Origin of the sequence: Methylocystis bryophila (genome assembly GCF_027925445.1) — a bacterium.
GTDB lineage: Bacteria > Pseudomonadota > Alphaproteobacteria > Rhizobiales > Beijerinckiaceae > Methylocystis > Methylocystis bryophila.
This window is the reverse complement of sequence record NZ_AP027149.1, coordinates 230,245-253,754: the sequence shown is the minus strand read 5'-3', so window position 1 is coordinate 253,754 and position 23,510 is coordinate 230,245. Positions and strand designations below refer to the sequence as shown.

The following is a 23,510-nucleotide window of genomic DNA, read 5'->3' as shown; positions in this document are numbered from 1 at the left end:
ACGCAAGCGCGTCGAAGAACCCCGAACTCACGCCTTCGGCTTTCCGGGCGCAGCCAGCAGATCCGCCAATTCATTGGCGTCGATCGGCTTGATGATGTGGCGGTCGAAGCCCGCCTCGAGCCCGCGTTTGCGATGCTCGTCACCGCCCCAGCCGCTCAACGCGACGAGGATCGCCTCTTTTCCCTCGGGCGTCGCGCGAAGCGCCCGCGCCACCTCATATCCGTCCATGCCCGGCATGCCGAGGTCGATGAAGGCGATGTCCGGCTTGAATTCTTTCACCTTGGCGAGCGCCTCGGCGCCGCTGTAAGCAGCGCGCGCCTCGGCCCCGAAGCTGCGGAGCAACAAGACGAGCGCGTTGGCGACATCGGCGTTGTCGTCGACGACGAAAACGCGCTTTGCAAAGGCGGATAACACCGGCTCCTGCTTGACCGTCGTCCCTTGCGCAGGCGAGTCGGCCGTGGAAAGCGGCAGGCGAATGACGACCGTGAAACCCTTGCCGGGACCGTCGCTGAACGCTTCTATCGTTCCGCCATGAAGCGCCACGAGGCTGCGCGCGAGCGCGAGGCCGACGCCGAGGCCGCCGGTCAGCTTGGCGTGAGGAGCTTGTTCGGCCTGAACGAAAAGCTCGAAGATCTGCGACAGCATGTTTTGCGGAACGCCAACGCCATTGTCGCGAACGCTGACAAAAGCGCTCCCGTCCTTCTCGCCGCTCGCAATGTCGATCTGTCCGCCTTCCGGTGTGTATTTTGCGGCGTTGGAGATGAGATTGCCGAGCGCCTGCGCGAGACGCACGGGATCGCCATAAACACGAAGCGGCTTCGAAAAGAGGGAGACATTCAGCTTGTGCCGCTTGTCGTTGATGGCCGATTCATTGGCTTCCATGGCGCGGCGAACGACGTTGTTGAGATCGAGAAGCTGCGGACGCAGCTCGATTCTTCCCTGCGTGATGCGCGATATGTCCAAGAGATCGTTGACGAGCCGGGTCAGCTGCTCGATCTGGCGCGCAGCCATGGCGAGCAGTTCTTGAGCCTCCGGGACGTCGAGCTTGAGGCGGGTGAGCGTCTGGATCGCGTTGCTCGTCGTCGCCAGCGGATTGCGCAGCTCATGCGCGAGCACGGCGAGGAACTCGTTCTTGCGGCGGTCGTCCTCGCGCAGCTTTTGTTTCAACTGGTAGGCGTTGATGGCGTCCGCAGCGTTGCGCGCCACGATGTCGATGAGCCGCGAATCGCGTCTTGAGAGCTCGTGCGGCTCTCGAAACTGCATGCTGAGCACGCCTACGATTTTTCCCGGCGCACCCACCAGCGGCGTCGAAAGCTCGGCCCTGAATCCCGCCGCGCGCGCCTCTTCCAAGATCGGAGCGCCGGCGGGATCCCGTTCGACATCCGTGATCATGATCTGCTGAAGAGTCTTCAGCACGCGCCCATAGTGCGAGGCGTCGGAGGACTCGGCCGACGCGAGACGGCCCAAGAAGCGCTCCGAAAAGCCTTTGTGCGCGGCGATCCGCAGATTTTGGCTCGCGTCGTCGTAAAGATGAATCGCGCCGAAATCGGCGCCGACCAACTCGATCGCGGTTTTCAACACGTCGTTCAGGGGCTGGGTAATGTCCTCGCTCTGGATGAACTTCGTGCTGAGCTGCTGAAGCTGCCGGGTCGCCTCCAACTCCATGTGGAGCTCCGCCTCCGCGGTCTTGCGACTGGTGATATCGGTCAGCGTCAGCACGACGCCTTCGATGCGCGCCTCTAGCGTGCGATAAGGCCGAAGGCCGATCATGAGCCAGCGACGATTCTTCGACGCAATTTCCCGCTCGATGGGCGTTAGAGTCTTGAGCACCGTAGCCACATCGCTTTCCAGCTCGGAATATTCGAGCAGGTTCGTATAGTCGGAGATGCGGCGGCCGATATCGCCGGGCGTGATATTGAAGTAATTAGCGACGATCGGCGTGAACAGCCTGATTTTTAAATCGTTGTCGAGAAACAGCGTGCCGATCTCCGTCGCCGCCATCAGGTTCTGCAGATCGTTGTGCGCCCTGGAGATGATTTCAAGTTTATTCTTGAGCTCGGTGTTGACGGTTCCGAGCTCCTCGTTCATCGACTGCAGCTCTTCCTTACTTGTCTCGAGCTCCTCCGCCGTCGAGCGATACTCCTCGTTGATCGATTGCAGCTCCTCGTTCGCGGCGCGCAGCTCCTGCGTCGCGAGCTCGTGCTCCTTGCGGCTGGCGCTCACGCGATCCTGAGCGATGGAAAGCTCCTTGCGCAGCCGCACAACCTCCTCGCGATTGATGTCGTCGTCCTGGGGCGCCTCGCCGTTTTCGGGCGTCTTGCCGGCCTCGATGAACAAGACGAGGGCGTTTCCCTGCGCGCCGGGTTCCGCCGGCGCCGAGGGCGCGACATGCATCGACACCAGTCGGCGGTCGCCATTGAAGTCGACGGCGATCGGGGCCGTCAGCGTCGGCTGGCCGCTTTCGAACAGGCGTTGCAAGGCGAGCTTCAAATCGACGCGCAGCTCCGGCCGCACCTGGGCGGTCAAGTCGCTGCTGAACGGTCCCCCCATCGGGCGAAAGTAAAGGCTCACATTCGGCGAGAGATGCAGGATGCGTTGAGAGCTGTCGATCAGCACGTTGGGCGGCGCATGCTGCTCCAGCGCCGTCGCATGCGCGTGGCCGACGGCGATCACGGCCTCGGGAAGGACGTAATGCCTCGGCCCCAGCTCCCTCGGCCGATGATCGGTCGAGAGCTGCGGGAGCATGGGCGCGACCTTCTCGGTCTGCGCCAGGGGCGCATAGATGCGCGCGTCGCGGTCCACGACGCGATAATGCGACGTGATCGATTCAACCGTCTCGGCCGAACCCAAGAACAGAGAGCCGGTCGGCTTCAGCGCGTAATGAAACAGGCTGCAGAGCTGACGCTGTAAATCGTGCTGAAGATAGATCAGAAAATTGCGGCAGGAGATCAGATCGAGCTTGATGAAAGGCGGGTCCTTGAGCGCGCTGTGGAGCGAAAACAGCACGAGGTCGCGCAATTCCTTTTTGACGCGATAGCCGCCGCCCTCCTCGACGAAAAAGCGCTTCAACCGCTCCTCGCTCATATCGGTCTCGATGGCTTTCGGGTAGCGGCCTTCCCGCGCCACGGCGAGAGCGGCCTCGTCGAGATCGCTCGCGAAGATCTGAAGGGTCGGATGCACGGCGCGCTTCGCCGCCTCCTCGAGGAAGAGCATGCCGACACTGTAGGCTTCCTCGCCGGTCGCGCAGCCGACGACCCAGATGCGAATGGGCGCATCGCCTTGGAGCTGGTCGAAGATCGGCGCGACGACCTTCTCGGCGAGCGCCGCATAGGCGGCGCGGTCGCGAAAGAACGAGGTGACCGAAATCAGAAGATCGGAAAACAGCTCCTTGGCTTCGTCGGCGTTGGCGTGCAGGAATTGATAATAGGCGTTGAGGCTCTCCTGCCGCGTGACCTGCATGCGCCGCGAGACGCGGCGCAGGATCGTCGCCCGCTTGTAGCTCGAGAAATCGTGGCCCGTGCGCTGCCGCAGATAATTGACGATCTGGCGCAGCTCTCTTTCGGCTTCCTCCTCGCCGACGCCGCGCATCGCCTCCTTGCTGCGCATGACGTCCGCGATCTGCCCCACGAGGCGCGAGATGGGCGCCACGAAGTCGACGACGCCGGTCGCGATCGCGGATTGCGGCATCATCATATACTCGGCCTCGTTCGGGTCCTGCACGAAGATGACGCCGCCGGCCTCCTTGATGGCGCGCACGCCGACCGCGCCGTCGGAGCCCGAACCGCTCAAGACGACGGCGACGCCGTCGCCTTTGGCGAGGGCGATGGACCGAAAGAACATGTCAATGGGAGTACGCCGCCCGCGCGGCTCGCTGAAAGGACGAGCCGTCAGATCGTCGCCCTTGATCACGAGCTCGCGGTCGGGAGGGATGACGTAAACGCAATTCGCCTTGAGCTTCGTCGAGTCCTGGACGGTATGCACCGGCATGGACGTGCGCGTCGCCAAGATCTCCGCAAGCGCGCTCGGCTGATCCGGCGCAAGATGCACGATGACGACATAGGCGAGACCGAGGTCGTCGCCGATCTGAGAGAAGAAAGCTTGTAGCGCCGTGACGCCGCCGGCCGACGCCCCCATGGCGCAAACTGGCGTGAGGGGAGGATCGTTGGCGCTTGAATCGGTCATAGGACGTTCTTCACGCGAATTTGTGCTGAGGAATTTACATAGGTTCCTTTTTTCGTAGCTGGCTTCCAGGCCAGCGGCTAGTTTTTTCGTATTCGCAGAACGCGCGGCTTCAGCGGGCGCGGCCGCTTCTCATTGGCCCGCCGTCCCGCTTGAGCCAAGCGCAGGCGGGCGCCATCTTGCCGAGGCCGCCGGCCGCGCCATCATGAGCTATGCGGCGCCACAGGGGGATGATCGCATGTCGTTGCTGGGACTTTTGATCGTGGCGATCTTGGGGGGCGTCGTCGCGCTCGCCTCGCTGAAGCCTAACACGTTTAGCGTCGCGCGAAGCGCGGTGATCGCCGCGCCGGCCGAAGCCGTTTTCGCGCGGCTCGTCGATTTTCACGAATGGAGAGACTGGTCGCCCTGGGCGAAGCTCGACCCCAATGCGACGAGCACGTTCGAGGGGCCAAACAGCGGAGTCGGCGCGAGCATGGCCTGGTCGGGCAACCGCAAGGTCGGCGCCGGCAGGATGACGATCCTCGAATGCGTGAAGGACGAGCTGCTGCGCATCAAGCTCGAGTTCCAGCGGCCGATGCGGGCGACGCACGCCGCCGCCTTCGAGCTAAAGCCCGAGGGCCCAGGCACAAGGCTAGTATGGACCATGAAGGGCAAGAACGATTTCCAGGCGAAGCTCTTCTCGCTTTTCGTCGACTGCGACAGACTGATCGGCGCGGATTTCGAGAGGGGCCTCGCCAATCTGAAGGCGCTCATCGAGGAGAAGCGCGCCGCCTGAGCAAAAGGGGCGCGTCAAGTCGCTGCGCTCGCGTGCGCAGCGACTCACCTTCGCATGCAAAACGAAATGTTTCGCAAACACAACGGTCGCTTCGCTTTGCGAAAAGAGGCGCCGGGCTGGGCCTCGGCGCTTTTTTCGTATTTCAGATTGGTTGTGGGGCAGGATTTAAACCTACGACCTTCAGGTTATGAGGCCGCGCGGGCATCGAAGAAAGCCCTGTAAAATCAGCGTACCTAAAGAATTTTGCGCCATGGAATTTTCTGAAATAGTTTCAATCTCGGCAGGTCCGTCCATTTCTCATTATTTATATACCAATAAATTCAATATCTTGGATGTTCGCACAGCGATAAATGACTCAAATTGGCGTGGAACGCGATTGGGCGGCGATGGCGCGGCTGGCAAGCGCCTTCGCCACGCCCCCGTGCTGAGAGACTTTAAAGGCAATGGTTTCGTTTAAACCGCGGATGGCGTAGGAAAAGGCTAACCCTTCTGAAAATACAGGAAATGAACGACATGAAGTGTCCAAAATGCGGTTCGGAATATGCTTATGAGGACGGCGCCTTGTGGATCTGTCCGGAATGCACGCATGAATGGAAAGAGGCCGAGGCCGCGCCAGAAAGTCCATCGCAAGATAAAGCTGTGCGCGACGCTAATGGCAATCTACTGGCGTCGGGCGATACCGTAACCTTGATAAAGGATTTGAAGGTCAAGGGATCGTCATCCACCGTGAAAAGCGGCGCCAAGGTCAAGAATATCCGCTTGATCGACGATGCTGTGGACGGTCACAATATCTCCTGCAAAATCGATGGTATCGGCGCGATGTATTTGAAATCAGAGTTTGTTAAGAAGGCTTGATTGCTTGGGGCCGCCGGCTTGCTCTGCGTTCGCGCTTCAAACAGGGCGCGCAGCTCGCCGGCGCGGACGCCGGTGGCGCTGGCAAAAGCGAGCTTGACGCGAAAATACCTCGTCGGCGGCCGCGAGCAGGGCCACGCATCGCTTCCGTGGTGTGGCAAGGCTTCAGAAGAAATGAAAAAGCCCGTTAGAGCAGAGCTGGATCTCTGTTCTAACGGGCTTTCAATTGGTTGCGGGGGCGCGCGGCCTCATGTGTCGTAATTTGCGATCCCGTTGAATTACTGGGGCTTCTGGTGAGATCGAGAATCCCCATCAACTCGCCGCGTAGCTCGGCGTTGAGTTGCCCTCGCTTCTCGCCGGGTGTGAGAACGACTTCGCCAATCAAAGAGCGGATGGCTTCCGCGGCCTCCCTGCCGCCGTCCGAACTGCTTAACGCTTCGGTGAAGGTAGCGACCCTGGCCCGATAGATGTTGGCGACGTTTGGATGAACGTCGGGCAGGATGGGATCAGCTTGAGCCATACGCGAGGCGATTTCGGTCTTCTGAGTCTCCAATTCCTCCATGCGCGCTTTCATCGCCGGCTGGTACATGCCGTCTTCAATGGCGCCGAGAATCGCAGATATGGCGCGCTCGATCTTGTCGAGCGCGCGACGGTCGACTTCGTTCTGCGCGCGGCGGTCGTGATTGAGACGATTCACTTCCTCGTGATAGGCGCGCACGGCTTCGGCAACAGTATCGGCCGAAATGAGCCGTTCATTGAGGCCAGATAAGACGCGCCGTTCGATCCGATTTCGCAAGATGGTGCGGTTATTGTCGCAGGCCCCCCGCCGGTGGTGATTGAGGCAGCCGAAGCGATCACGTGTGATGAGGCCGAATTTACCGCCGCAGGAACAGCGCGTTCATTGTCCCCTTGAGCCCGACGTGAAGCTCGCTGATCTCGCCTTCGGCCAAGGTTACGATGGGAACGTCCGCAAAGCGCAGGTGCTTGAACAGCGTTGCGACGTCCGCCTGATCGCGACTGACGCGGTCGAGCGCTTCAGCCAGCACAACATCGAACCTGTGGCGCTGGGCGTCCTGCAGGAGCGACTGAATGCCCGAACGCAGGATCATGCTGGCGCCCGAAATGGCGGCGTCATGATAGACTCCAGCAATCTCCCACTTCTCGCGCTTTGCTTATTCCCGGCAAAGCCGAAACTGGTCGTCGATCGAGCTTCCGCTCTGAATGTCGGACGAATAGCGGGCGTAGAGCACAACACGGGTCATCGGCTTGTCTCCGGTTCTGCTATTCCTCGCCAGCCTTAAAATCCGCGGTATCGACACAAGGCTTGTTGTCGTTGGCGGCGCGCGACGCCTCGTAATGTTCCCGCGCAATGCAACGTCCGACCAGGCGCGCGATGGTTAGGGCAACCTTGTCGATTTTCTGCCGCGTCTCATTCTCCGGTTCGCCATCAGGACTCTTGTTGTCGTTGGCCGAAGCGAGCTCATCTAGGCCCAGTTCGATGTCGTTTGCCATGCTGCGGCTCATTTTCGCTGAGGTCAAGCAGGCATAAAGCGGCGACACGATCCATGATGGAAGTCCAAATCATTTGTCGTCGTGCTGTGGCGCAAAAAGACTTGCACGTTGCGGTTTCTATATGTTCCCTTGAGCGATCCCAATGAGGTTCGTGAGTGGAAAGCGCTAAGCGATCATTCGGGGTCAGATTTCAATAGCGCCTCCAGCAAATTGTGGCGTGGCGAAGCAAAGGGATTCACGACGGTGACGCCTCCCCAGGTAAATCCCTCCTGAAGGTCCTCGGACAGCAGCAGGCGGCAGCCTGCCTGCGAAACGGCCGACAAGATGACCGCATCCCAAATTCCGAGCTGATGATCGGTCGCCAAATCGAACGCCGCCAACATGACGACTGGAGAGGTCTCTACGACAGGGAAAGCGTCTCTCCAACTCAACAACGCGTCACGGGCGTCGCTTCGCGATTTGCCAGCCTTACGCACCAGCACGTTGAAAAGCTCGCCAAGCACCTGCACCGGAACAACCACCAATTCCTGCGGCAGTCTACGAAGGAGGTCGAGACAGGGGGCGCGTCGCTCGGCTCCGTTGACGCCCTCGGCATAGGCGAGGACATTGGTGTCGATGGCGACCCTCACCGATCATCCTCGTAGAGTTCATCCCGGGACCAGCGCCCAGTTTCGACGATGGACTGCTTTTCAAGGCGGGCAAGCAACGCCGTCCGCGCGCTCCTCGCCACATCTTCGAGTTTGGCGACGGGCGCGATACGCGCGACAGGTCTTCCATGGCTGGTCACAACATAGCTATGGCCCTCCCGAACCCCGCGCAGGATCAACGAAAACTTGCGGTTGGCTTCGGCGGCTGAAACGGCTTCTTCCATGGCGCAGCTCTCATTGTAGTTATATTGACTATATTATTCGCCCTCAAACGAAATCACAAGCTGATTTTACAACCCCAGCCCGCGCTTCCTCCCGAAATTCCAGTCGATCCCGCCGCCGCCGCGCATGACGCCGGTGATGTGCTGGTCGAGCCGCGTATCGAGCACCGGCTGCCAGGGGACGAGGCTGAAGCCGAGACCGTCGTCGATCATGGCGAAACGCCCGCTAGCGAGCGGGGTCGAGCCGACCAGCTTGCCACTGATGTAATCTCCGGGCTTCACTTCCTTGAAGGCGAGGCCGCGCTCGGCGGCCATCGCGCGGCCAACTCGACTGACTTCGGCGCGCTCCAGCCGCGCGAGCATGTCGTCGCCCGCGCGAAATCGCCCGTCCGCCGAACGGTCGGCGTAGCCCTTCTCGATCAGGGTCTGTTTGCGCCGCTCCATTGCAGCCGTTACGTCGCGACCGAAATTGGCCTGCGCGATCGGCGTTTGGGCGGGAGCGGTGAGCTCGCGGTCGAGCCACGTCGCACCATCGCTGCCGATCTGGGCCTCGAGGTCGAGTGTCGAGAGAACACGCACGGCGAGCTCGTCACCGCCTCGGTTGAGATCATAGCTCATTCCCCGCTCCGTTATCTCACCCGGGACGCGCCATTTGTCGGCGTCGAGCCGCTCGACATGCCCGGCCCGGCGGAGCGCCTCCAGCCGGCGGACATGGAAGCGGACGAAGGCTTCCGGGTCCTTGCCTTGACGTTCGAACCGGCCGCGGATTTGGGCGAGATGGCTGCTCGGGCGATAGATGCCGCCGTCGCCTTGCGCGACGATGCCGATATTGCGGTCTGCCGCCCTCGGCTGGGCGATGACCGGCTTCGTTTCGACGATCATGTCCCGGCGAATGTCCTCGACGCGACTGGAATCGGCGAATTCAACGTAATGGACTCGGCCGTCCACGCCATCAACGATCAAATGAACCCGCTCGCCCATCTCGTCACCGGCCAGTCCTTTGCCGAGGACGCGGCCAATGATCGGCTCTCCGCAGCGGTCCTCGTGAAGGAAGTATGAGTTTGGATCCCGCGCCTCGGCGAGGCCGCGCTCGGCGAGCGCCCGATGTACGGTCTTGATGATGTCGCCCCGTTCACCGAGCGCCTTCAAGGTCGCTTCGGCCCTCTCGGCGAAGACCCAACGGCCGGGCTCCGTCTCGTCGGCGAGGCCGTAACGCTCCAAACGCTTCGCCCGGCTGATCAGAAGATGCCGATTCTCGTGGATGGGATAGGCGGCTCCCTCGCCCGGACGCAGGTCGACGAGGCCCTGGTCCCGCTGCTCGGCAATGAGCATTCTGTCGAGCCGGGTCAACCTCTCCGCGTCGACCTCGTTCGCCAGTTTTCGGGCGACTTCGATCTCGCTCTGATGCCCCAACTCCAGGGTGACGAGTTCGCTCGCCCGATGGCGGACGCCGTGGGCGATGTAGTCGCCGGCGATGTTGAGAACTTTGCCGTCGTCGGTCTCGCCCCGGACGATGATGTGACTGTGGGGATGGCCGGTGTTGTGGTGATCGACTGCGATCCAGTCGAGACGCGTGTCGAGGTCCTTCTCCATCTGCCGCATGAGGTCGCGCGCGAAGCGACGCAGGTCGGCCATCTCGACCGCGTCCTCAGGCGCGACGATAAAGCGGAACTGATGCCGGTCGCCGCGCCCGCGCTCAAGAAAGGCGCGTCCGTCCGCTTCGTTCTCGATCGCCGAATAGGCGCGGCCCTTCTCTCCTTGGCGGGTCACGCCGTCGCGTTCGAGATAACGCAAATGGGCGTCGGCTGCTCGGCTCGCGACGCCGCGCAGCTTTGGACCATGGCCTCCTCCGCGCCCCTGGAGATTGAGCTTCACCACCCGGGCCTTGACGACGACGCGGCGCGCTCGAAACCTCCCGGCGGAGTCGCGACGCCATCCGCCGCTCTCGGCCGACAAGGACGCTGCTACTTTCGCGCCCCGACCTCGCGCGTTGAACCGCCCGCTCTTCTTCCTCCCGGTCGAACCGCCGATCCGACTCGGATTGCCGGCCGCCTTCCTGACGGCCGCCTCCACGCGCTTCACGAACGATTGTGGGCGCGCGTCGCTGCGGATTCCTCCCCTGCAGGAGCGCTCCGGTCGAATACGGAAATCCTCGGTGTCGTCGCCTGCCATGGCCAGAGGATCGGGCATGGACTCGCGCGTCGCAACAGTCGAAAATCACGCGTCGAAGGAAATCGAAAAATAGCGCATGATGTCGTGCAAGCAGCGGCGCGATGGATGACGCACCTCGCATTGCGGCGCTGGGCTCAAATTGAAATGATGAACGAATTTGACGGCGGTCGCGCCACACGCACCTCGCACAGTGCTGAGAGAGTGCTATTCCGAGGTGCAATAAACAATGTGCAGACAAGCCCTTGCGAGCGCAGCGAGCGGCGAACGTCAGTTCGCTTTATCTTGCGGTCACACTTAACTTCGGTAGCTACGCGAAAATCCATGCTAGAAAATCTAAGCTGATCGCCTCAATCGAGAGCCGAAAAATCGGGAAAAAAACGCCGCGATTTTCGCAGTTTCATTGCGCATCGGGCGACCTTCCAAGCGGACCATCTTGCCATTTGGACTGCGCGCCCCGCAGCCGTTCCAATGCAGGTTCCGAGGTCGAATTGCTGCCGCCGATTTGCAAAAGCGCCGTTGCCGAAGCACTGAAATCCTGCAAGCCGAGCGACGGCGAAGGGGCAGAGAATTCACCATCGAATGGCCCGCCTCCTTGCACGAATCGGAGCGCGTTGCAGCGCCAAGTCCATGCCGAAGTGCGAAGGCTCCGAAGGCGCTCGCACAATCTACTGCTAGGCGGCCACGAAACATCGCTCCTTAGAGCTCGACCGTGCTCTGTTCCAGGATGGGCGTCCCACTCCTCTCTCGGCGCGATCGGCGGGCGCTCCGCTTCTTCCACCAAATATAGGCTCCAGTGACGCAGAGCGCCGTGATGACGAAGCCCATGGCGCAGACGAAGATCTTCATCGGCAGGCCGAAGACGGCAGCCATGTGAAGAAACATCAGCCAGTGCGTGATGGCTTCTCCGGACTTGTCGTCGGCCCAGAGCATTGAACGGGCATATTCGCCCGTGTTGGCGTCGAAGAAGACCGCCGTCGTGCCCCAATCGACCCAGTCTTTCGAACTCTGCACGGCGAGAACATATTGACCGTCTCCCCTGTTGAGGCCGAGAGCGATTTCACGATCGACAGTGAAGCCTCGGCGCGCGGCCTCCTGCGCCATCAATTCGTGGCCGCGGGCGTATGCTTCGCGAAAGCCGAGACCGGGCGTCTCGAGCGGCGTCATCAAAAGCGACCTCTGCTCATCGAAAAGCGTTCCCATGTCGAAGGCGGACCGCATGACCGGCAGATAGACGCCCGTGAGATTGAAGGAGACGCCGGACCAGGCGAAGACGAAGAGCATCGCCCAGGTCCAAAGTCCGAACGCCCGGTGAATGTCGAAATTCAGCCGATAGGCTCCGCCATTCCAACGTATGAGCCAGGCCGGCTTCCAACGGTTCCACCAGTGGCCGCGCGCGCCGTAGGAATGCTCCGAACTAACGTGGAGCGGCAGGGTCAGATAGAAGCCGAAAAAGCAGTCGATCGTCCATGTCAGCGCGACGATCCCGAGTAGCGTGCTTCCCCAAAGCGCGTAGCTTTGTGGCAGCGCGAGGGCGGTATGAAGACGAAGGATGAAATTGAGAATCCCTCGCCGATCGAAGGAAATTTCTCGCGTGTCGCGCGAGCCGATCTTGGCGCCGGTATAAGGATCGAGGAACAGTTGATTATAGGGAAGCACGAGGGGCTTGTCCGTCGCGGGATCATTTCTCGGCGAAATGAACACGGAGAAAGATCGTCCCTCCTCGCGTCGCAAGTCGAAAGAGTCGACGCGCGCCTGTGGCTCGAGCGCCTCGGCCCTCTCGCGCAATTCGAAAACGTCGAGAGTTGGCCCTTCTCTCGTCGGCGCGTAAAAGAGATCGGCGTTGAGCCAGCGATCCAGCGGCTCGTGAAACGCCAGGACGCTGCCAGTGAGGCCGAGGATGACGAGAAAGCCCGTCATCGTCAGCCCCGCCCAGCGATGAACCCAGACAAGGATGTTCCGCATTGCTTCGCTCCCTCCGCTGAACGCGCGTGTCAGTATTTCGCGACGATGGCTTCCGACGCGAAGCTGTTGAAGTGGTAGTTCAGGCCGCCGCGCAGGATGTTGATCTGCGGATGGAAGTTGGCGTCAGTGTTTCCGCTCCAGCCGCCCGAGACCCCGCCGCCGCTGATGTCGGCGTAGAGATATTCGAGCTTCGCCGACCAGCTCTGCGCAAACATCCATTCCGCGCCGGCGCCGACCGTCCAGCCGGCGCGCGTGTTGGCGACGCCCCAAGCGTCCACGCCGTCGTAAGCGAAGCCCGCGGTGGTGTGCAGCAGCAGCGTCGGCGTCACGAGATAGCCGGCGCGGCCGCGCAGCGTCCCGACATAAGGCAGGCTCGCCTGCGCCGCATTGAGCGGCGCCGCTTGCACGAGCGCGCCGCCCGAGAAGGGCGAGGCATAGAGCGCGGCGTTCGGCTTTCCGCCGCCGGAAACGCTCGTGACCGCAATGTCGGCCTCGGCGCCGATCACGACCGAGGAGCCGAACTGATAGTTGTAGCCGACCTGCCCGCCGCCGAGCGCGCCGCCTGCGGCGCCATTCGCGCCGCCGGGAATATAGGCGAGGTTCGGGTTGACGCCCGAGCCGAAGGGCAGGCTCGGATCCCAGAAGAGCGCGGTCGCGGCCTGTCCGCTCTTCGCGTCGAAGACGCCGCCCGCGTTCACGCCGGCGTAGAAGCCGCGCCACGGCGACCCCGGCGGCAGAACCACAACCGGCGCGTCTTTGAGATGCGGGAGATCGGCGGCGGCGACGACCGACGCTTGCCCCTCTTCACCGAATTTGTAGCTCACGCCGAACTCGAGCAGATTTTGATCGAGACGGCGCGTGCCGGTGAACAGCGTGTTGGCCGGGGCGGCGAGCGTCGAGGCGTCGGCTACGGTTCCGAAATCGGTGTAGCGATATTCGCCGCGCACCGCCCAGCTGCGCGTCATCGCCCATTCGGCGCCGGCGCCGAGCGTCCAGCCCGCACGCAGCGAGGAGCGGCTGCTCGAGGCGTTGAACAGGCCCTGCGCGTCGCCGCCCCAGAGATAGCTCTGCTGCGTGAAGCCGCCGAGCGCGACGCCGCCCGTGACATAGGGCAGCAGTCGATCCCAGGCGTAGCCGAGACGCGTGCGCAGCGAGCCCTGGAGGTTGGACTTCACCGCCGTCGTCAGCGTGCCGCCCGGCGAGAGGCTCGAGGGATCATAGACGGGCAGCAGCGAGCTCTTGACGAGGTTCGTCCCCAGCAGCGAGCCTTCGATGCCGGCAACGAGATGATCGTATTGCCAGTTGTAGCCGACATGGCCCTCGACGTTCGCAACCTGCGCGTCCCTTGTGAGCGGATCGTATGCGCCGAGGCCCCCCGGCGTCGCGACATAATAGTGGCCGTTATTGGCGCCCCAGATCATGCCGACCTGTCCGCCAGCGTAAAGGCCTACCCATGTGTAGCCGGTCCAGTCGATGGGCGGCGCCTTGGCGGCGAGCACCGGCGCGGCGACGGGCGCGAGCAGCGGATCGCCGAATTTGTAGCTCGCGCCGAACTGCACCTGGCCCTGATCGAGGCGCCGCGCGCCGCCATAGAGCGTCGCGGGGAGCGCGACATTCGGCGTATCGGAGACGGAGCCAAACTCCGAATAGCGATATTCGCCGCGGATCGACCAATGGTCGCTGACGGCCCATTCCGCGCCGCCGCCGACCGTCCAGCCTAGCCGCGTCGTCCAGTCCAGGCCGTGCGTGGCGAAGCCGACGTAGGTTGGCGGCAAATAAGCGCCGGGCGTCGAGGATGCGCCGCCCGCAAGGTCCGACTGCGTGCCGAAATGGCCGACGGCGAGACCGCCGGTCACATAGGGCAGCAGCCGTCCGAAGGCGTAGCCCGCGCGGCCGCGCAGCGAGCCCTGAATGTCGGACTGCACCATCGAGGTGAGCACGGCCTGGTCGGCGCTGGCGTTGGTGGCGCCCACCGTCTCGCGCCGCATCAGCGTCGCGCCGTCGACGGAGGCCTCTAGGCCGAGCACCAGATCGCTCTCGAATTGCCGGTTGTATCCGGCGTGGGCGCCGAAGATCACGCCTTGAGCGTCATGCGACAAGGCGCCCGCTCCGACGACGCCGATGGGGGCAACGAAGCCGATGGGCGTCGAGTAGTTATAGGCGCCGTGATTGTCGCCCCAGCCGTAGCCCGCCTGACCGCCGAGATAGAAGCCCGTCCAATTGGCCGCGTAAGCCGCCGGAAGAAGCGGACCGCCCTTATGCGAGGGCAGATCGCCCAGGGCCGGGCCCTTCACGATCGGCGAGACAAGCGGAAACATCTCCGGGTCCGTCCCGCCGAATTTGTAGCTCGCGCCGACCTGCACCTGGTTCTGCGTGACGTGACGCTCACCCTGGTAGAACACCGGACCGCCGACCGTCGTGGAGAAGCTCGTCGGCGCCTCGGCGATATGGCCGAAATCGCTGTAGCGATATTCCGCGCGCGCCGACCAGCGCGGCGTGATCGCATATTCGACGCCCGCGCCGCCTGTCCAGCCGAGACGCCACAGAGAACGATCGTTCGCGGCGGCGAAATAGAAGTTGCCGACGTTGTCCTGTCCGCCGATGTTGGACTGGACATTGAAATCGCCGAAGGCGAGACCGCCTGTTCCATAGAGGAGCAAGCGATTCCACGCATAGCCGGCGCGCGCCCGCAGCGAGCCTTGAAACAAGGTTTGAATGTGGGCGTTGATCGTCCCGCCGCAGCCGACAGTCGTGTATTGGACGAGGAACGGGCAAACGCCACCGCCGGCGGGGTTGTCCCATGCCAGCGGCTCATGTAGGTCCAGGTTCCCGCCGTCGACCGAGCCCTCGAGGCCGAGAACCCAATTATCGAGCTGCTTGTTGTAGCCGAGATGCGCGCCGGCCAGCACGCCATAGGCGTTAGTGACGAAGGACGGCGAGCCGCCGAAGCCGTCGGGCGTGACGTAGGAGAATTTTCCGTCATTGTCGCCGAAGCCCATGCCGATCTGCGCGCCGGCATAGGGGCCGGTCCAGTCGTGAATCCAGGTCATGGCCGGGGCCGGGATCTTCGACGGCGCGGGGGGCGAGCCCGGCCATTGCGCGCTGATGTGTCCAAGTACGCTGAAAGCGTCGCCGATGTTGCGCGTGGCAATCGAGCCGCCAAGCCCGACGAGAGGGCTGCTGAGAGTGGCACCCGGATAATAGGTCCGGTCGAAGAGGTTGCGGATGTTGATGCCGGCGTCAAGCTTCCAGCCGTCGTAGTTGAAGGGATAGTCGGCGAGCAGGTCGACGGTCCCATAGCCAGCGAGGCTCGGGATGAGAAAGCCGAGACCCGGTGTCAGGAATGTAAAGTCATTGACTCGTTGCGCGCCATTGTAATGATAGGTCGCGCCGAGCTTCAGCCCCTTGAGACTGCCGTCTTGAAATTCATAGGTCGCGGAGCCGGTGGCAACGTTACGCGGAATGCCGGGAAAGGGTTGGCCGAGCAGGTTCGATTGGTCGGTGAGAGTGGTCTTGGTGACGGCGGTCGACTGATTCGTGTAAGCGAGGATCAGGTTCAATCCCGGGTAGATCTCGCCCTGGACATCGACTTCCGGCCCCTTGCTGCGCGCATCTCCGACCACGATGGAACAGCTGCCAGGCCCCCCGCCGCAAAGGTGTAGAGGACTGAAATCCGGCTCGGTGACATTGGTCTTCGTCAGATTGTAATAGTCTACGGTCGCCCTGAGCTTGCCGTCGAAGAACTCGAATTTCAGACCGGCTTCGGCGTCCTGCGCCCCAGTCGGCGGCGCAGGATTGTTGGGAAAGACGATGCCCGAATTGGTCGAAAAACCCTCGGCGTAGCTGATGTAGCCGCTGATCCAGGGAAACGGACGCCACAACAGCCCGAAACGAGGTGTTAAATATTGCTGCGCATTCGCATGCTGGGGCGCTTGCGTGAGTGCGGATAGATTCGTATCGAAGCTGGGGGAGCCGTTGACCCCCCCGCCTTGGCGGAAATATTGGTAGCGCGCGCCCGCCATGAAAAACAGATCGTAAGGCAGCTTGATCTGATCCTGCACATAGAGACCCCCAGTGTCCTGTGGGATCGTGCCTTCATTGAAAGGTGAGAGGGGCCCAAGAAAGGGCATCCCCGGGCTGTTTGGAAAAAATATGCTTTTCGCCGAATTGATCGTGCCAATATTAACGCTAGCCCAATTCAGTGTGCTATAGAAATCTCCGCCGAATAGTAGTGTATGCTCGACACCCCAGGTGTCGACATGCCCGGTGAGGTTGACCTCCGTTGCAAGCGTCTGGGTGGAGGCGCGGTCTTCAATCATTCTGCGATCATACACGGGCCATCCAAATGAACAGCAAGGAAAGGCGTTAGCCGCATATGGGAAGCCAAAATTATCTAGATTCGTCGTTCGACGAATAGTTGATTCAGTTGCATATCGATTGAAATATATTATTTGCTTTATCGACCAATCCTTGCTGAAGTCATGGAGCCACGTCAAGGCGGCAAATATGTTGTTGTTTACCTGGGGAGAGAACCCATTGTAGTTTGTGTTGCGTGGAAGTGAAATGAAGCTTCCGTTCCATAGAGGATTGCTCTGGATGTAGCCAGCAAAATTATTCCTATAGTACTGTCCCTCGAGCTTCACCCAGCTATCATTGTCGATGTTCCATTTGACGACAGGCGCGACGAAGGTGTTTTCCGCATGCGTGTTGTCAACGAATGATCCGTAAGGCGCTCCGTTGTTCTCATAGGACATGTTGATCCGATAGAGCCATGACTTGTCGGAGGTCAGCGGCCCCGTGGCGTCGAACGTGGTGCGGTATTCGGCGAGCGAGCCGATCTGCTGGTCAACCGCATAGAACGGCTGATCGAGCGGTTGCTTGGTGATGATGTTGACGAGTCCGCCTGGCTCGCTCAGCCCATAGAGCACGGCCGCGGCGCCCTTAAGCACTTCGACGCTCTGCACATTGGCCAATTGCTGCGCGGCCGACGAGCCAAATCCCTGACCTGCCCCGTACCCGATGTCGAGACGGAACCCGTCGCGATAGATGAAATTCGTGGAAAATCCGCGAATCACGATGTTGTCATAGGGATTGCCGTTGCTGCCAGCGACATTCAAGACTGTCACGCCGCTGACAAACCGCAGCGCCTGTCCGAGGTCCCTGACCTGGTTGTCCCGGAGCACCTGTTGGGTGACCGATTGCACATTGACCGGCGTCTCCATGACCGGCGTGCTGGTCTTGGTGCCGGTCGAGGCGTTCTCATAGGTGTAGCTCGTGTTGAAAGGGCTCTGCTGAGGCCCCGCGCCGCCATAGTTCAGAGCAGCAGCCGCGGACGCCTCGCCAACCCCGCTCGTTCCCGGTCCCGCCACAGGCGCAGAATTGCCGCGGCCCGCGCTGGCGCTGCGGCTCGCGCCGGTGCGCGGCGCGGGCTTGGCTTTCGCCGCGGTCCGCGTCACCTGCTTCGGCTTGCCGATGTCGATCGAGGGCAGACTCTGCTGCGCGACGGCGTTGGAGATGAGGGCGATGAGCGAGAGGGTAACAGTCGACGCGCCGCCAAGCAGCGTTTTGCGGGTCATGGCGAATTTCTCCCCAAGCGGCCCTCGGGCCGCCGTTCTGACTGGAGGATTGGAGTGGGAATGCAGTGCGCGAAGGTCAGAAAACGAGGGGAGGCGCGCGCGGCGATCCGGAGCCTGAAACCCAATCGGGCCGGAGCTTCTTGAGCTCCTCAAAATCCGGGTGTTTGAGCGGGGAGGCTAAGTCTAGCGAGGCGAAATCGTAGGAAACCGGCTCCGGGATTCGAACCAGAGGCGTAGGGCACGGCCCGCTGCTGCAAAAGAGACAGCACGCCAGGCAGTCGCCGGCTGGATGGGCCGGAGAGTTTTCGCTGCCGCCGAAGGCATCGCAGTTTGTTTTCGACGTCGATCCGCCGATGGCCGGGTGTCCGAACTCAAAGGCGGAATGGGCTGAGAGCTCCGTCGCCGCGCGCGCGCCCTGGACCAGCATGAACAGCGCCGCCAGCCCCACGAGGAGGCGGCGCATCCATATCCCGGCGCCCGTTTCGGCGTGCATTTTCGTGACCTGCCTGCATCTTTGTCGCGGCGGGGGCGACGAGCCTCCTGCATGATGTTGCTAGCATAGCGAAGATGAGATGGAGATGAGATGGGCTATCCGGCGCTAAAACTTTTGGCGTGTTGCAGGGCTGCCACACTTGTTGCATTGGCGCCACATCTGCCGCATGCTTTGACCTCCTTTCCCTCCTGCGTTCGGCGGCGCGGCATGAACATTCTTGTGGTTGAAGACGACACAAACATCGCTTCGCTCGTCTCCGGTCAACTTCTCACGGCGGGCTTCATCCCCCACCGCGCCGGAAGCTTGTCCGACGCCCGCGACGCCATCCAAAATAAGCTTTTCCCTCTCGTCCTTATCGATCGCCGCCTTCCCGACGGCGACGGGCTCCATCTGGTGGCCGATGCCAGAGCGCGGCAACCGGGAGTGAGAGTCATCATGCTGACGGCCCTCGACGCGACCGCGGAAAAAATCGAAGGCCTCAACGCTGGCGCCGATGATTATCTCAGCAAGCCGTTCGAGCCTGACGAGCTGATGGCGCGAATACGCGCCTGTCTGCGCCGGCCGGGGGGAGAAAATCCGCCTCCGGTAAAATGCGGCGCTATGTCCTTCGATTTCTCGACGCGCACGGCGCTGGTCCGCGAAGAGCCCTTGTTGCTTCCCGGACTGGAGCTGACGCTCCTCGAAACGCTGCTTCGTCACGTGCGCCGGACCACCCCGCGCCGACAGCTGATGAAGGACGTTTACGGGGCCGCCTCTTCGACGTTGCAATCCAATGTCCTCGACGTGCTCGTATCGCGGCTGCGGCGTCACTTGCTGGAATGTAACGCTGGAGTCGCGATCCATCCGGTGCGGGGGGTGGGATATATTTTGACCGAAGGCGACCGATGACGCCTCCTCGTTCGCTGACGGCGCGGCTGATTATTCATGTGTTTGTTAGCTTATCGGCGGCTTATCTCTTGATGTATGTTCTATTTTTGCTTTTATCCATCGTTGGCCTTTGGAAGGGCAACACGCTGTATTTGAACGATCTGGCCGAGAGTCGCGTCATCGATCTGGTTTCCGGATCGATCCGAATGGGGCCGAATGGCGCCGCCGTGCTAGATCCTACCGCGGAGCTGCGGGACGAGCTGCAGCGGACGCCGACGCTCGAAGTCGCGGCGTTCGTTCCCGGCGTCGGCGCCGCATTGCCGGGTTCGTCGCAAAGACTCGCGGTCGCGGTCGCTTCGATTGGCGGCATCATAACGCGAAGTAGATTCGACTTTTTGCTCGACGGCTCGAACTCCAGCTCCCTCCAAGCCGCGCTATCTCAGGAAACGACGCCCTACGGAAGCTTCAACATAGTCGTTTTCGGATTCAAATTCAGGCCGACAGACCTGCTTGGCACAATCTATCGGTACATGGAAAGTAGCTACATATTTGTAGCGCCCGTATGGGCGATCTCGTTGATCGTCGGCTGGCTTTCCCTGCGCCACAGCCTGAGCTCGCTGCGGGCTGCGGGGCAAGACGCAGACAGCATCGATCTTTTATCGCCGGACCAGAGAATTTCGAGCGCGGACCTTCCTACAGAAATCACGCCTTTCGTCGAAAAGATCAACGAGGCGCTGTCGCGCTTGCAAGAGGCGGCCCAAAGGCAGCGGCGCTTTTTTGCAAACTCCGCGCATGAGCTACGCACGCCCGTCACGATACTGAAATCGCGGGTCGACACGCTGCCACGCTCGCCGCTCAAGCTCGAGATCTCCCGCGACGTCAAACGGCTACAAAACATCGTCGAGCAATTGCTGGCCGTGACGCGTCTAAAAACTCTTCATTCGTCGCCGAACGACGATGTCAATTTAACCGATCTGCTCCAAGACGTGGTGGGAGATTACGCACCGCTCGTTTTGGCGAGCCAGAGGAAAATTGCGCTGGAAACGCCGGACGAGCCTGTCGTCGTCAAGGGCGCGAAGAGCGCGCTCCAGAGCGTCGTGTCAAATCTCATCGACAATGCGCTCCGCGTCGAGCCCGAAGGCGGATGCATCAATCTTTGCTTGGACAAGGACGCCGTCTTGACGGTCGCCGATCACGGGGAGGGCGTAAGGCCCGAGGATCGCGAGAAGATATTCGAGCCCTTCTGGCGAAAGAGCGAAGAGACCCCGGGAGCCGGATTGGGTCTGGCGATCGCGAAGGAGGTCATGAACGAGCTTGGGGGAGGCATATGGATTGAGGGCGCGCCGGGTCGCGGCGCCACTTTCAAGGTGGCGTTCCCGCGCGCCTAGAGCGGGATGGGATTTAGCGGAATCGATTTGGGATTCCCGAATCGGCTGGAATCTGATTCAGACTGGCTGCCGGAGACGGAGGCCGGAATGAATGGCGCGACCCCTTTCCAATGATCTTCGAGAGCGGGCGGTGGCCCGGATCGCCGCTGGCGAGCCGATCCGCCAAATTGCGGCGGCCCTGTCGATCAGCCCCTCAAGCGTATCGAAGTGGTCACAGCGGTTGCGGACGACTGGGAGCGTCGCGCCCGGCAAGATGGGAGGCCACAAGCGGCGAGTTCTCTCAGGAGCCAACGCCGATTGGCTGCGCTCGCGGATGGGCGAACGCCCTTTCACCTTGCGTGGGCTCGTCGCGGAACTCACCGAACGCGGAATTCGCGTCGATTATCACTCCGTCTGGACCTTCGTCCATGACGAAGGGCTGAGCTTCAAAAAAAACCGTGTTTGCCAGCGAGCAGACGCGCGCTGACGTCGTGCGCCGTCGGCGGCGATGGAAGGCTTATCAGGGCCGCATCGACGTGCGGCGGCTGGTGTTCCTCGACGAGACTTGGATCAAGACCAACATGGCGCCGTTGCGCGGCTGGGCCCCGCTGGGTAGCCGATTGAAGGCCTTCGCCCCCTTTGGCCACTGGAAGACGCTGACCTTCGTCGCCGCCTTGCGCCACGACGGCATCGTCGCGCCTTTCGTGCTCGACGGGCCGATCAACGGCACCGCCTTCCAGAGATATGTCGTTGAGCTGCTGGCCCCCGCCTTGTCGCCTGGCGACGTCGTAATCCTCGACAATTTGGGCAGCCACAAGGGAAAGGCGGTGCGCGACGCCATCCGCGCCGTCGGCGCGAGGCTCGTCTTCCTGCCGCCCTACAGTCCCGACCTCAATCCGATCGAGCAGCTGTTCGCTAAGCTGAAGCACTTTATGCGCAAAGCCGGAGAGCGCTCGGTCGAAACCACTTGGCGGCGCGCCGGAGCCTTGCTCGACGAGTTCAAATCCGAGGAAGGCGCCAGATACATCGCAAACGCAGGATATGTTTCTGCCTAAACCCATCCCGCTCTAAGGGCGCGACCGACCATCCGGGATAGATCCGAGAAACGCCAAACGGAGCCGGCTTTTCGTCTCTCGCCCCTTGAATTCGCGGGCCGAAACGCAAACGCCGCCCCAGATTAAATCGGGACGGCGATCGAGTTATGACAGAACTGGTTGCGGGGGCAGGATTTGAACCTACGACCTTCAGGTTATGAGCCTGACGAGCTACCGGGCTGCTCCACCCCGCGCCAGTTGAGGGCTCTATCTAGGGGCTCGACCGCCCAAACGCAAGAGCCGCAAAAATTTTATGCGGCGAGATCCGCGACGACGGCGTCGAGCACCGGAAAGCCCTCGCTCGAAACCCGCAAACGATTGTCGCGGGTGAATTCGACGAGACCGTCGCCGACGAGCTCGGAAATGCGGGAGGGCGCGAGCTTTCGGCCGGAAATCAGGAAGAATCGCTGTGGATCGACCCCTTCGCGCAGCCGCAAGCCCATCAGCAGGAATTCGTCGCCCTGCTGCTCGGCGCTCAAAATATCGTCCTCGACGAGGCCGTGGCCTTCCGTCTCGACGCAGGTCAGCCACATCTCCGGGTGGCGCTCGGTCGCCTGGGCGCGACGACCGCGCGCCGTGTTGATTCGCCCATGCGCGCCGGGGCCGACGCCCGCATACTCGCCATAGCGCCAATAGATGAGATTGTGCTGGCTCTCCGCCCCGGGCCGCGCGTGATTGGAGACCTCATAGGCCGGCAGCCCGGCGCGAATCGTCGCCTCCTGCGTCACGTCCCAAAGCGCGCGCTGCGTGTCATTGTCCGGGAGCTTGAGCTTTCCGGCCTCGAACATGCGCTCGAACATGGTCTCGGGCTCGATCGTCAGCTGGTAGAGCGAGAGGTGCTCGCCCGCGTAGCTGAGCGCGATCTCGAGCTCCTTCTTCCAGCTGGCTGCGGTTTGGCCGGGGCGCGCATAGATGAGGTCGAAGGAGCTGCGCTCGAAAATCCGATTGGCGACATTGAGCGCGGCGAGCGCCTCGGCGACCGTGTGCTGGCGCCCCAGGGCCTTGAGGTCGATGTCGTTCAAGGCTTGCAGGCCCAGCGAGACGCGATTGACCCCGGCGGCTTTGAAGCTCTGGAAGCGCGAGGCCTCGACGCTGGTCGGATTGGCCTCGAGCGTGATCTCGGCGTCCTTGGCGAGCGTCCAGCGCTTGGCGATGTGCTCGAGAATCGCTCGAACCGTCGAGGGCAGCATCAGCGAAGGGGTGCCGCCGCCAAAGAACACCGAGCGGACCTCGCGGCCGGGGGCCAGCTGCGCCCGATGGTCGATCTCCGTGCGAAAGGCCTCGACGAAGCGGTCCTCGTCGACGTCGCCGCGCCGCACGTGGCTGTTAAAATCGCAATAGGGGCACTTCGATAGGCAGAACGGCCAATGAACATAGACGCCGAAGCCCGGATCGAATGCGTTGCGAATCGTCGCGACCATGCGCCCTTATGCCACGCCCCGGGGGAAAAATCACGCCGCGCGCCCGGAAACAGCCCATTTTGAATTAAGCGCGCCGGGGCTGTTGCAAACCCAAAAGCTTTGGGTCATAAAGCGCGCCTCGCCGGCCCGATGGGCCGCCGCGAGGGATGCGGGTGTAGCTCAGGGGTAGAGCACAACCTTGCCAAGGTTGGGGTCGAGGGTTCGAATCCCTTCGCCCGCTCCAAAAATTCACGTCGAATGTCAAGCAGATGACAATGGCCCTTCGGGGCCATTTCTGCTTGGAGCGCCTGAACTCTCTATTCTTCCAAGCGTAATCTATGGCGCCACCCGCCCGAATCGGGGGCGCTGGCGACGGAGCCCGGCTTGCACGGG

15 protein-coding genes and 2 tRNA genes are annotated in these 23,510 nt (G+C 61.9%); 6 read left to right on the top strand and 11 right to left on the bottom strand.

Annotated features, from left to right (window positions below; all coding sequences use genetic code 11):
- Window positions 1-27: 27 nt before the first annotated feature.
- On the bottom strand, window positions 28-4,182 hold the full coding sequence (locus QMG80_RS01235) for a chemotaxis protein CheB (RefSeq protein WP_085771162.1): 4,155 nt from the start codon (window positions 4,180-4,182) through the stop codon (window positions 28-30).
- A 235-nt stretch (window positions 4,183-4,417) separates the two neighbouring features.
- Here QMG80_RS01235 and QMG80_RS01230 point away from each other — a divergent pair, with 235 nt between their 5' ends.
- Window positions 4,418-4,954, top strand: coding sequence for an SRPBCC family protein (locus tag QMG80_RS01230; protein ID WP_102938185.1), 537 nt, complete (start codon window positions 4,418-4,420; stop codon window positions 4,952-4,954).
- A 513-nt stretch (window positions 4,955-5,467) separates the two neighbouring features.
- Complete coding sequence (locus tag QMG80_RS01225; RefSeq protein WP_102938184.1) at window positions 5,468-5,809, top strand: zinc ribbon domain-containing protein YjdM; 342 nt, start codon at window positions 5,468-5,470, stop codon at window positions 5,807-5,809.
- A 208-nt stretch (window positions 5,810-6,017) separates the two neighbouring features.
- On the opposite strand, the gene QMG80_RS01220 is transcribed toward QMG80_RS01225, so the two are convergent.
- From QMG80_RS01220 to QMG80_RS01185, 8 genes are all read right to left on the bottom strand, one after another.
- Window positions 6,018-6,602, bottom strand: coding sequence for a hypothetical protein (locus tag QMG80_RS01220; RefSeq protein WP_085771159.1), 585 nt, complete (start codon window positions 6,600-6,602; stop codon window positions 6,018-6,020).
- A gap of 79 nt (window positions 6,603-6,681) precedes the next feature.
- Window positions 6,682-6,915 (bottom strand): recombinase family protein, encoded by a 234-nt coding sequence (locus tag QMG80_RS01215; RefSeq protein ID WP_245300144.1) that lies wholly within the window; start codon window positions 6,913-6,915, stop codon window positions 6,682-6,684.
- A gap of 172 nt (window positions 6,916-7,087) precedes the next feature.
- Window positions 7,088-7,318 (bottom strand): hypothetical protein, encoded by a 231-nt coding sequence (locus tag QMG80_RS01210; RefSeq protein ID WP_085771158.1) that lies wholly within the window; start codon window positions 7,316-7,318, stop codon window positions 7,088-7,090.
- 173 nt (window positions 7,319-7,491) lie between these two features.
- Entirely contained in the window at window positions 7,492-7,947 is a 456-nt protein-coding gene (locus QMG80_RS01205; protein ID WP_085771157.1) for a PIN domain-containing protein, read from the bottom strand.
- Complete coding sequence (locus QMG80_RS01200; protein WP_085771156.1) at window positions 7,944-8,189, bottom strand: type II toxin-antitoxin system prevent-host-death family antitoxin; 246 nt, start codon at window positions 8,187-8,189, stop codon at window positions 7,944-7,946. Before QMG80_RS01200 ends, QMG80_RS01205 begins: the two co-directional genes overlap by 4 nt.
- 66 nt (window positions 8,190-8,255) lie before the next feature.
- Window positions 8,256-10,376, bottom strand: a complete 2,121-nt coding sequence (locus QMG80_RS01195; protein ID WP_245300143.1) for a DUF3363 domain-containing protein — start codon at window positions 10,374-10,376, stop codon at window positions 8,256-8,258.
- Between the two features lie 678 nt (window positions 10,377-11,054).
- The gene (locus QMG80_RS01190) at window positions 11,055-12,320 is read right to left on the bottom strand and encodes a PepSY-associated TM helix domain-containing protein (RefSeq protein WP_085771155.1); all 1,266 of its coding nucleotides are present in this window, start codon (window positions 12,318-12,320) and stop codon (window positions 11,055-11,057) included.
- 29 nt (window positions 12,321-12,349) lie between these two features.
- Entirely contained in the window at window positions 12,350-17,896 is a 5,547-nt protein-coding gene (locus tag QMG80_RS01185; RefSeq protein WP_085771154.1) for a TonB-dependent siderophore receptor, read from the bottom strand.
- Window positions 17,897-18,596: 700 nt separating this feature from the next.
- Between QMG80_RS01185 and QMG80_RS01180 the strand changes: the two genes are divergently transcribed.
- The 3 genes from QMG80_RS01180 to QMG80_RS01170 all read left to right on the top strand — a co-directional run bounded on the left by QMG80_RS01180 (window position 18,597) and on the right by QMG80_RS01170 (window position 21,678).
- Window positions 18,597-19,277: a response regulator transcription factor gene (locus tag QMG80_RS01180; protein ID WP_085771152.1), complete on the top strand. Its 681-nt coding sequence runs from the start codon at window positions 18,597-18,599 to the stop codon at window positions 19,275-19,277.
- A 71-nt stretch (window positions 19,278-19,348) separates the two neighbouring features.
- Window positions 19,349-20,644 carry a sensor histidine kinase gene (locus QMG80_RS01175; protein ID WP_210190843.1) on the top strand — a complete coding sequence of 432 codons (1,296 nt, stop codon included), beginning with the start codon at window positions 19,349-19,351 and terminating at the stop codon, window positions 20,642-20,644.
- A 91-nt stretch (window positions 20,645-20,735) separates the two neighbouring features.
- Window positions 20,736-21,678 (top strand): IS630 family transposase gene (locus QMG80_RS01170; RefSeq protein WP_425351460.1). Its coding sequence is split into 2 segments (ribosomal slippage): window positions 20,736-21,073 and window positions 21,072-21,678, totalling 945 coding nucleotides; the frame shifts between segments, so codons are not numbered across the junction.
- 156 nt (window positions 21,679-21,834) lie between these two features.
- Here the strand turns inward: QMG80_RS01170 and QMG80_RS01165 are convergent.
- Window positions 21,835-21,911, bottom strand: a tRNA-Met gene (locus QMG80_RS01165).
- Between the two features lie 57 nt (window positions 21,912-21,968).
- Window positions 21,969-23,138, bottom strand: coding sequence for a radical SAM family heme chaperone HemW (gene hemW, locus QMG80_RS01160; RefSeq protein WP_085771150.1), 1,170 nt, complete (start codon window positions 23,136-23,138; stop codon window positions 21,969-21,971).
- Between the two features lie 148 nt (window positions 23,139-23,286).
- On the opposite strand from hemW, the gene QMG80_RS01155 reads away from it, so the two are divergent.
- Window positions 23,287-23,361, top strand: a tRNA-Gly gene (locus tag QMG80_RS01155).
- Window positions 23,362-23,510: the final 149 nt, after the last annotated feature.

Excerpts from the sequence above, each read along its gene's own strand:
- hemW (WP_085771150.1), bottom strand. The coding sequence starts at position 23,138 with ATGGTCGCGACGATTCGCAACGCATTCGATCCGGGCTTCGGCGTCTAT.
- QMG80_RS01210 (WP_085771158.1), bottom strand. The coding sequence starts at position 7,318 with ATGGCAAACGACATCGAACTGGGCCTAGATGAGCTCGCTTCGGCCAAC.
- QMG80_RS01200 (WP_085771156.1), bottom strand. The coding sequence starts at position 8,189 with ATGGAAGAAGCCGTTTCAGCCGCCGAAGCCAACCGCAAGTTTTCGTTG.
- QMG80_RS01190 (WP_085771155.1), bottom strand. The coding sequence starts at position 12,320 with ATGCGGAACATCCTTGTCTGGGTTCATCGCTGGGCGGGGCTGACGATG.
- QMG80_RS01185 (WP_085771154.1), bottom strand. The coding sequence starts at position 17,896 with ATGACCCGCAAAACGCTGCTTGGCGGCGCGTCGACTGTTACCCTCTCG.
- QMG80_RS01175 (WP_210190843.1), top strand. The coding sequence starts at position 19,349 with ATGTATGTTCTATTTTTGCTTTTATCCATCGTTGGCCTTTGGAAGGGC.
- QMG80_RS01235 (WP_085771162.1), bottom strand. The coding sequence starts at position 4,182 with ATGACCGATTCAAGCGCCAACGATCCTCCCCTCACGCCAGTTTGCGCC.
- QMG80_RS01225 (WP_102938184.1), top strand. The coding sequence starts at position 5,468 with ATGAAGTGTCCAAAATGCGGTTCGGAATATGCTTATGAGGACGGCGCC.
- QMG80_RS01180 (WP_085771152.1), top strand. The coding sequence starts at position 18,597 with ATGAACATTCTTGTGGTTGAAGACGACACAAACATCGCTTCGCTCGTC.
- QMG80_RS01230 (WP_102938185.1), top strand. The coding sequence starts at position 4,418 with ATGTCGTTGCTGGGACTTTTGATCGTGGCGATCTTGGGGGGCGTCGTC.
- QMG80_RS01195 (WP_245300143.1), bottom strand. The coding sequence starts at position 10,376 with ATGCCCGATCCTCTGGCCATGGCAGGCGACGACACCGAGGATTTCCGT.
- QMG80_RS01215 (WP_245300144.1), bottom strand. The coding sequence starts at position 6,915 with ATGATCCTGCGTTCGGGCATTCAGTCGCTCCTGCAGGACGCCCAGCGC.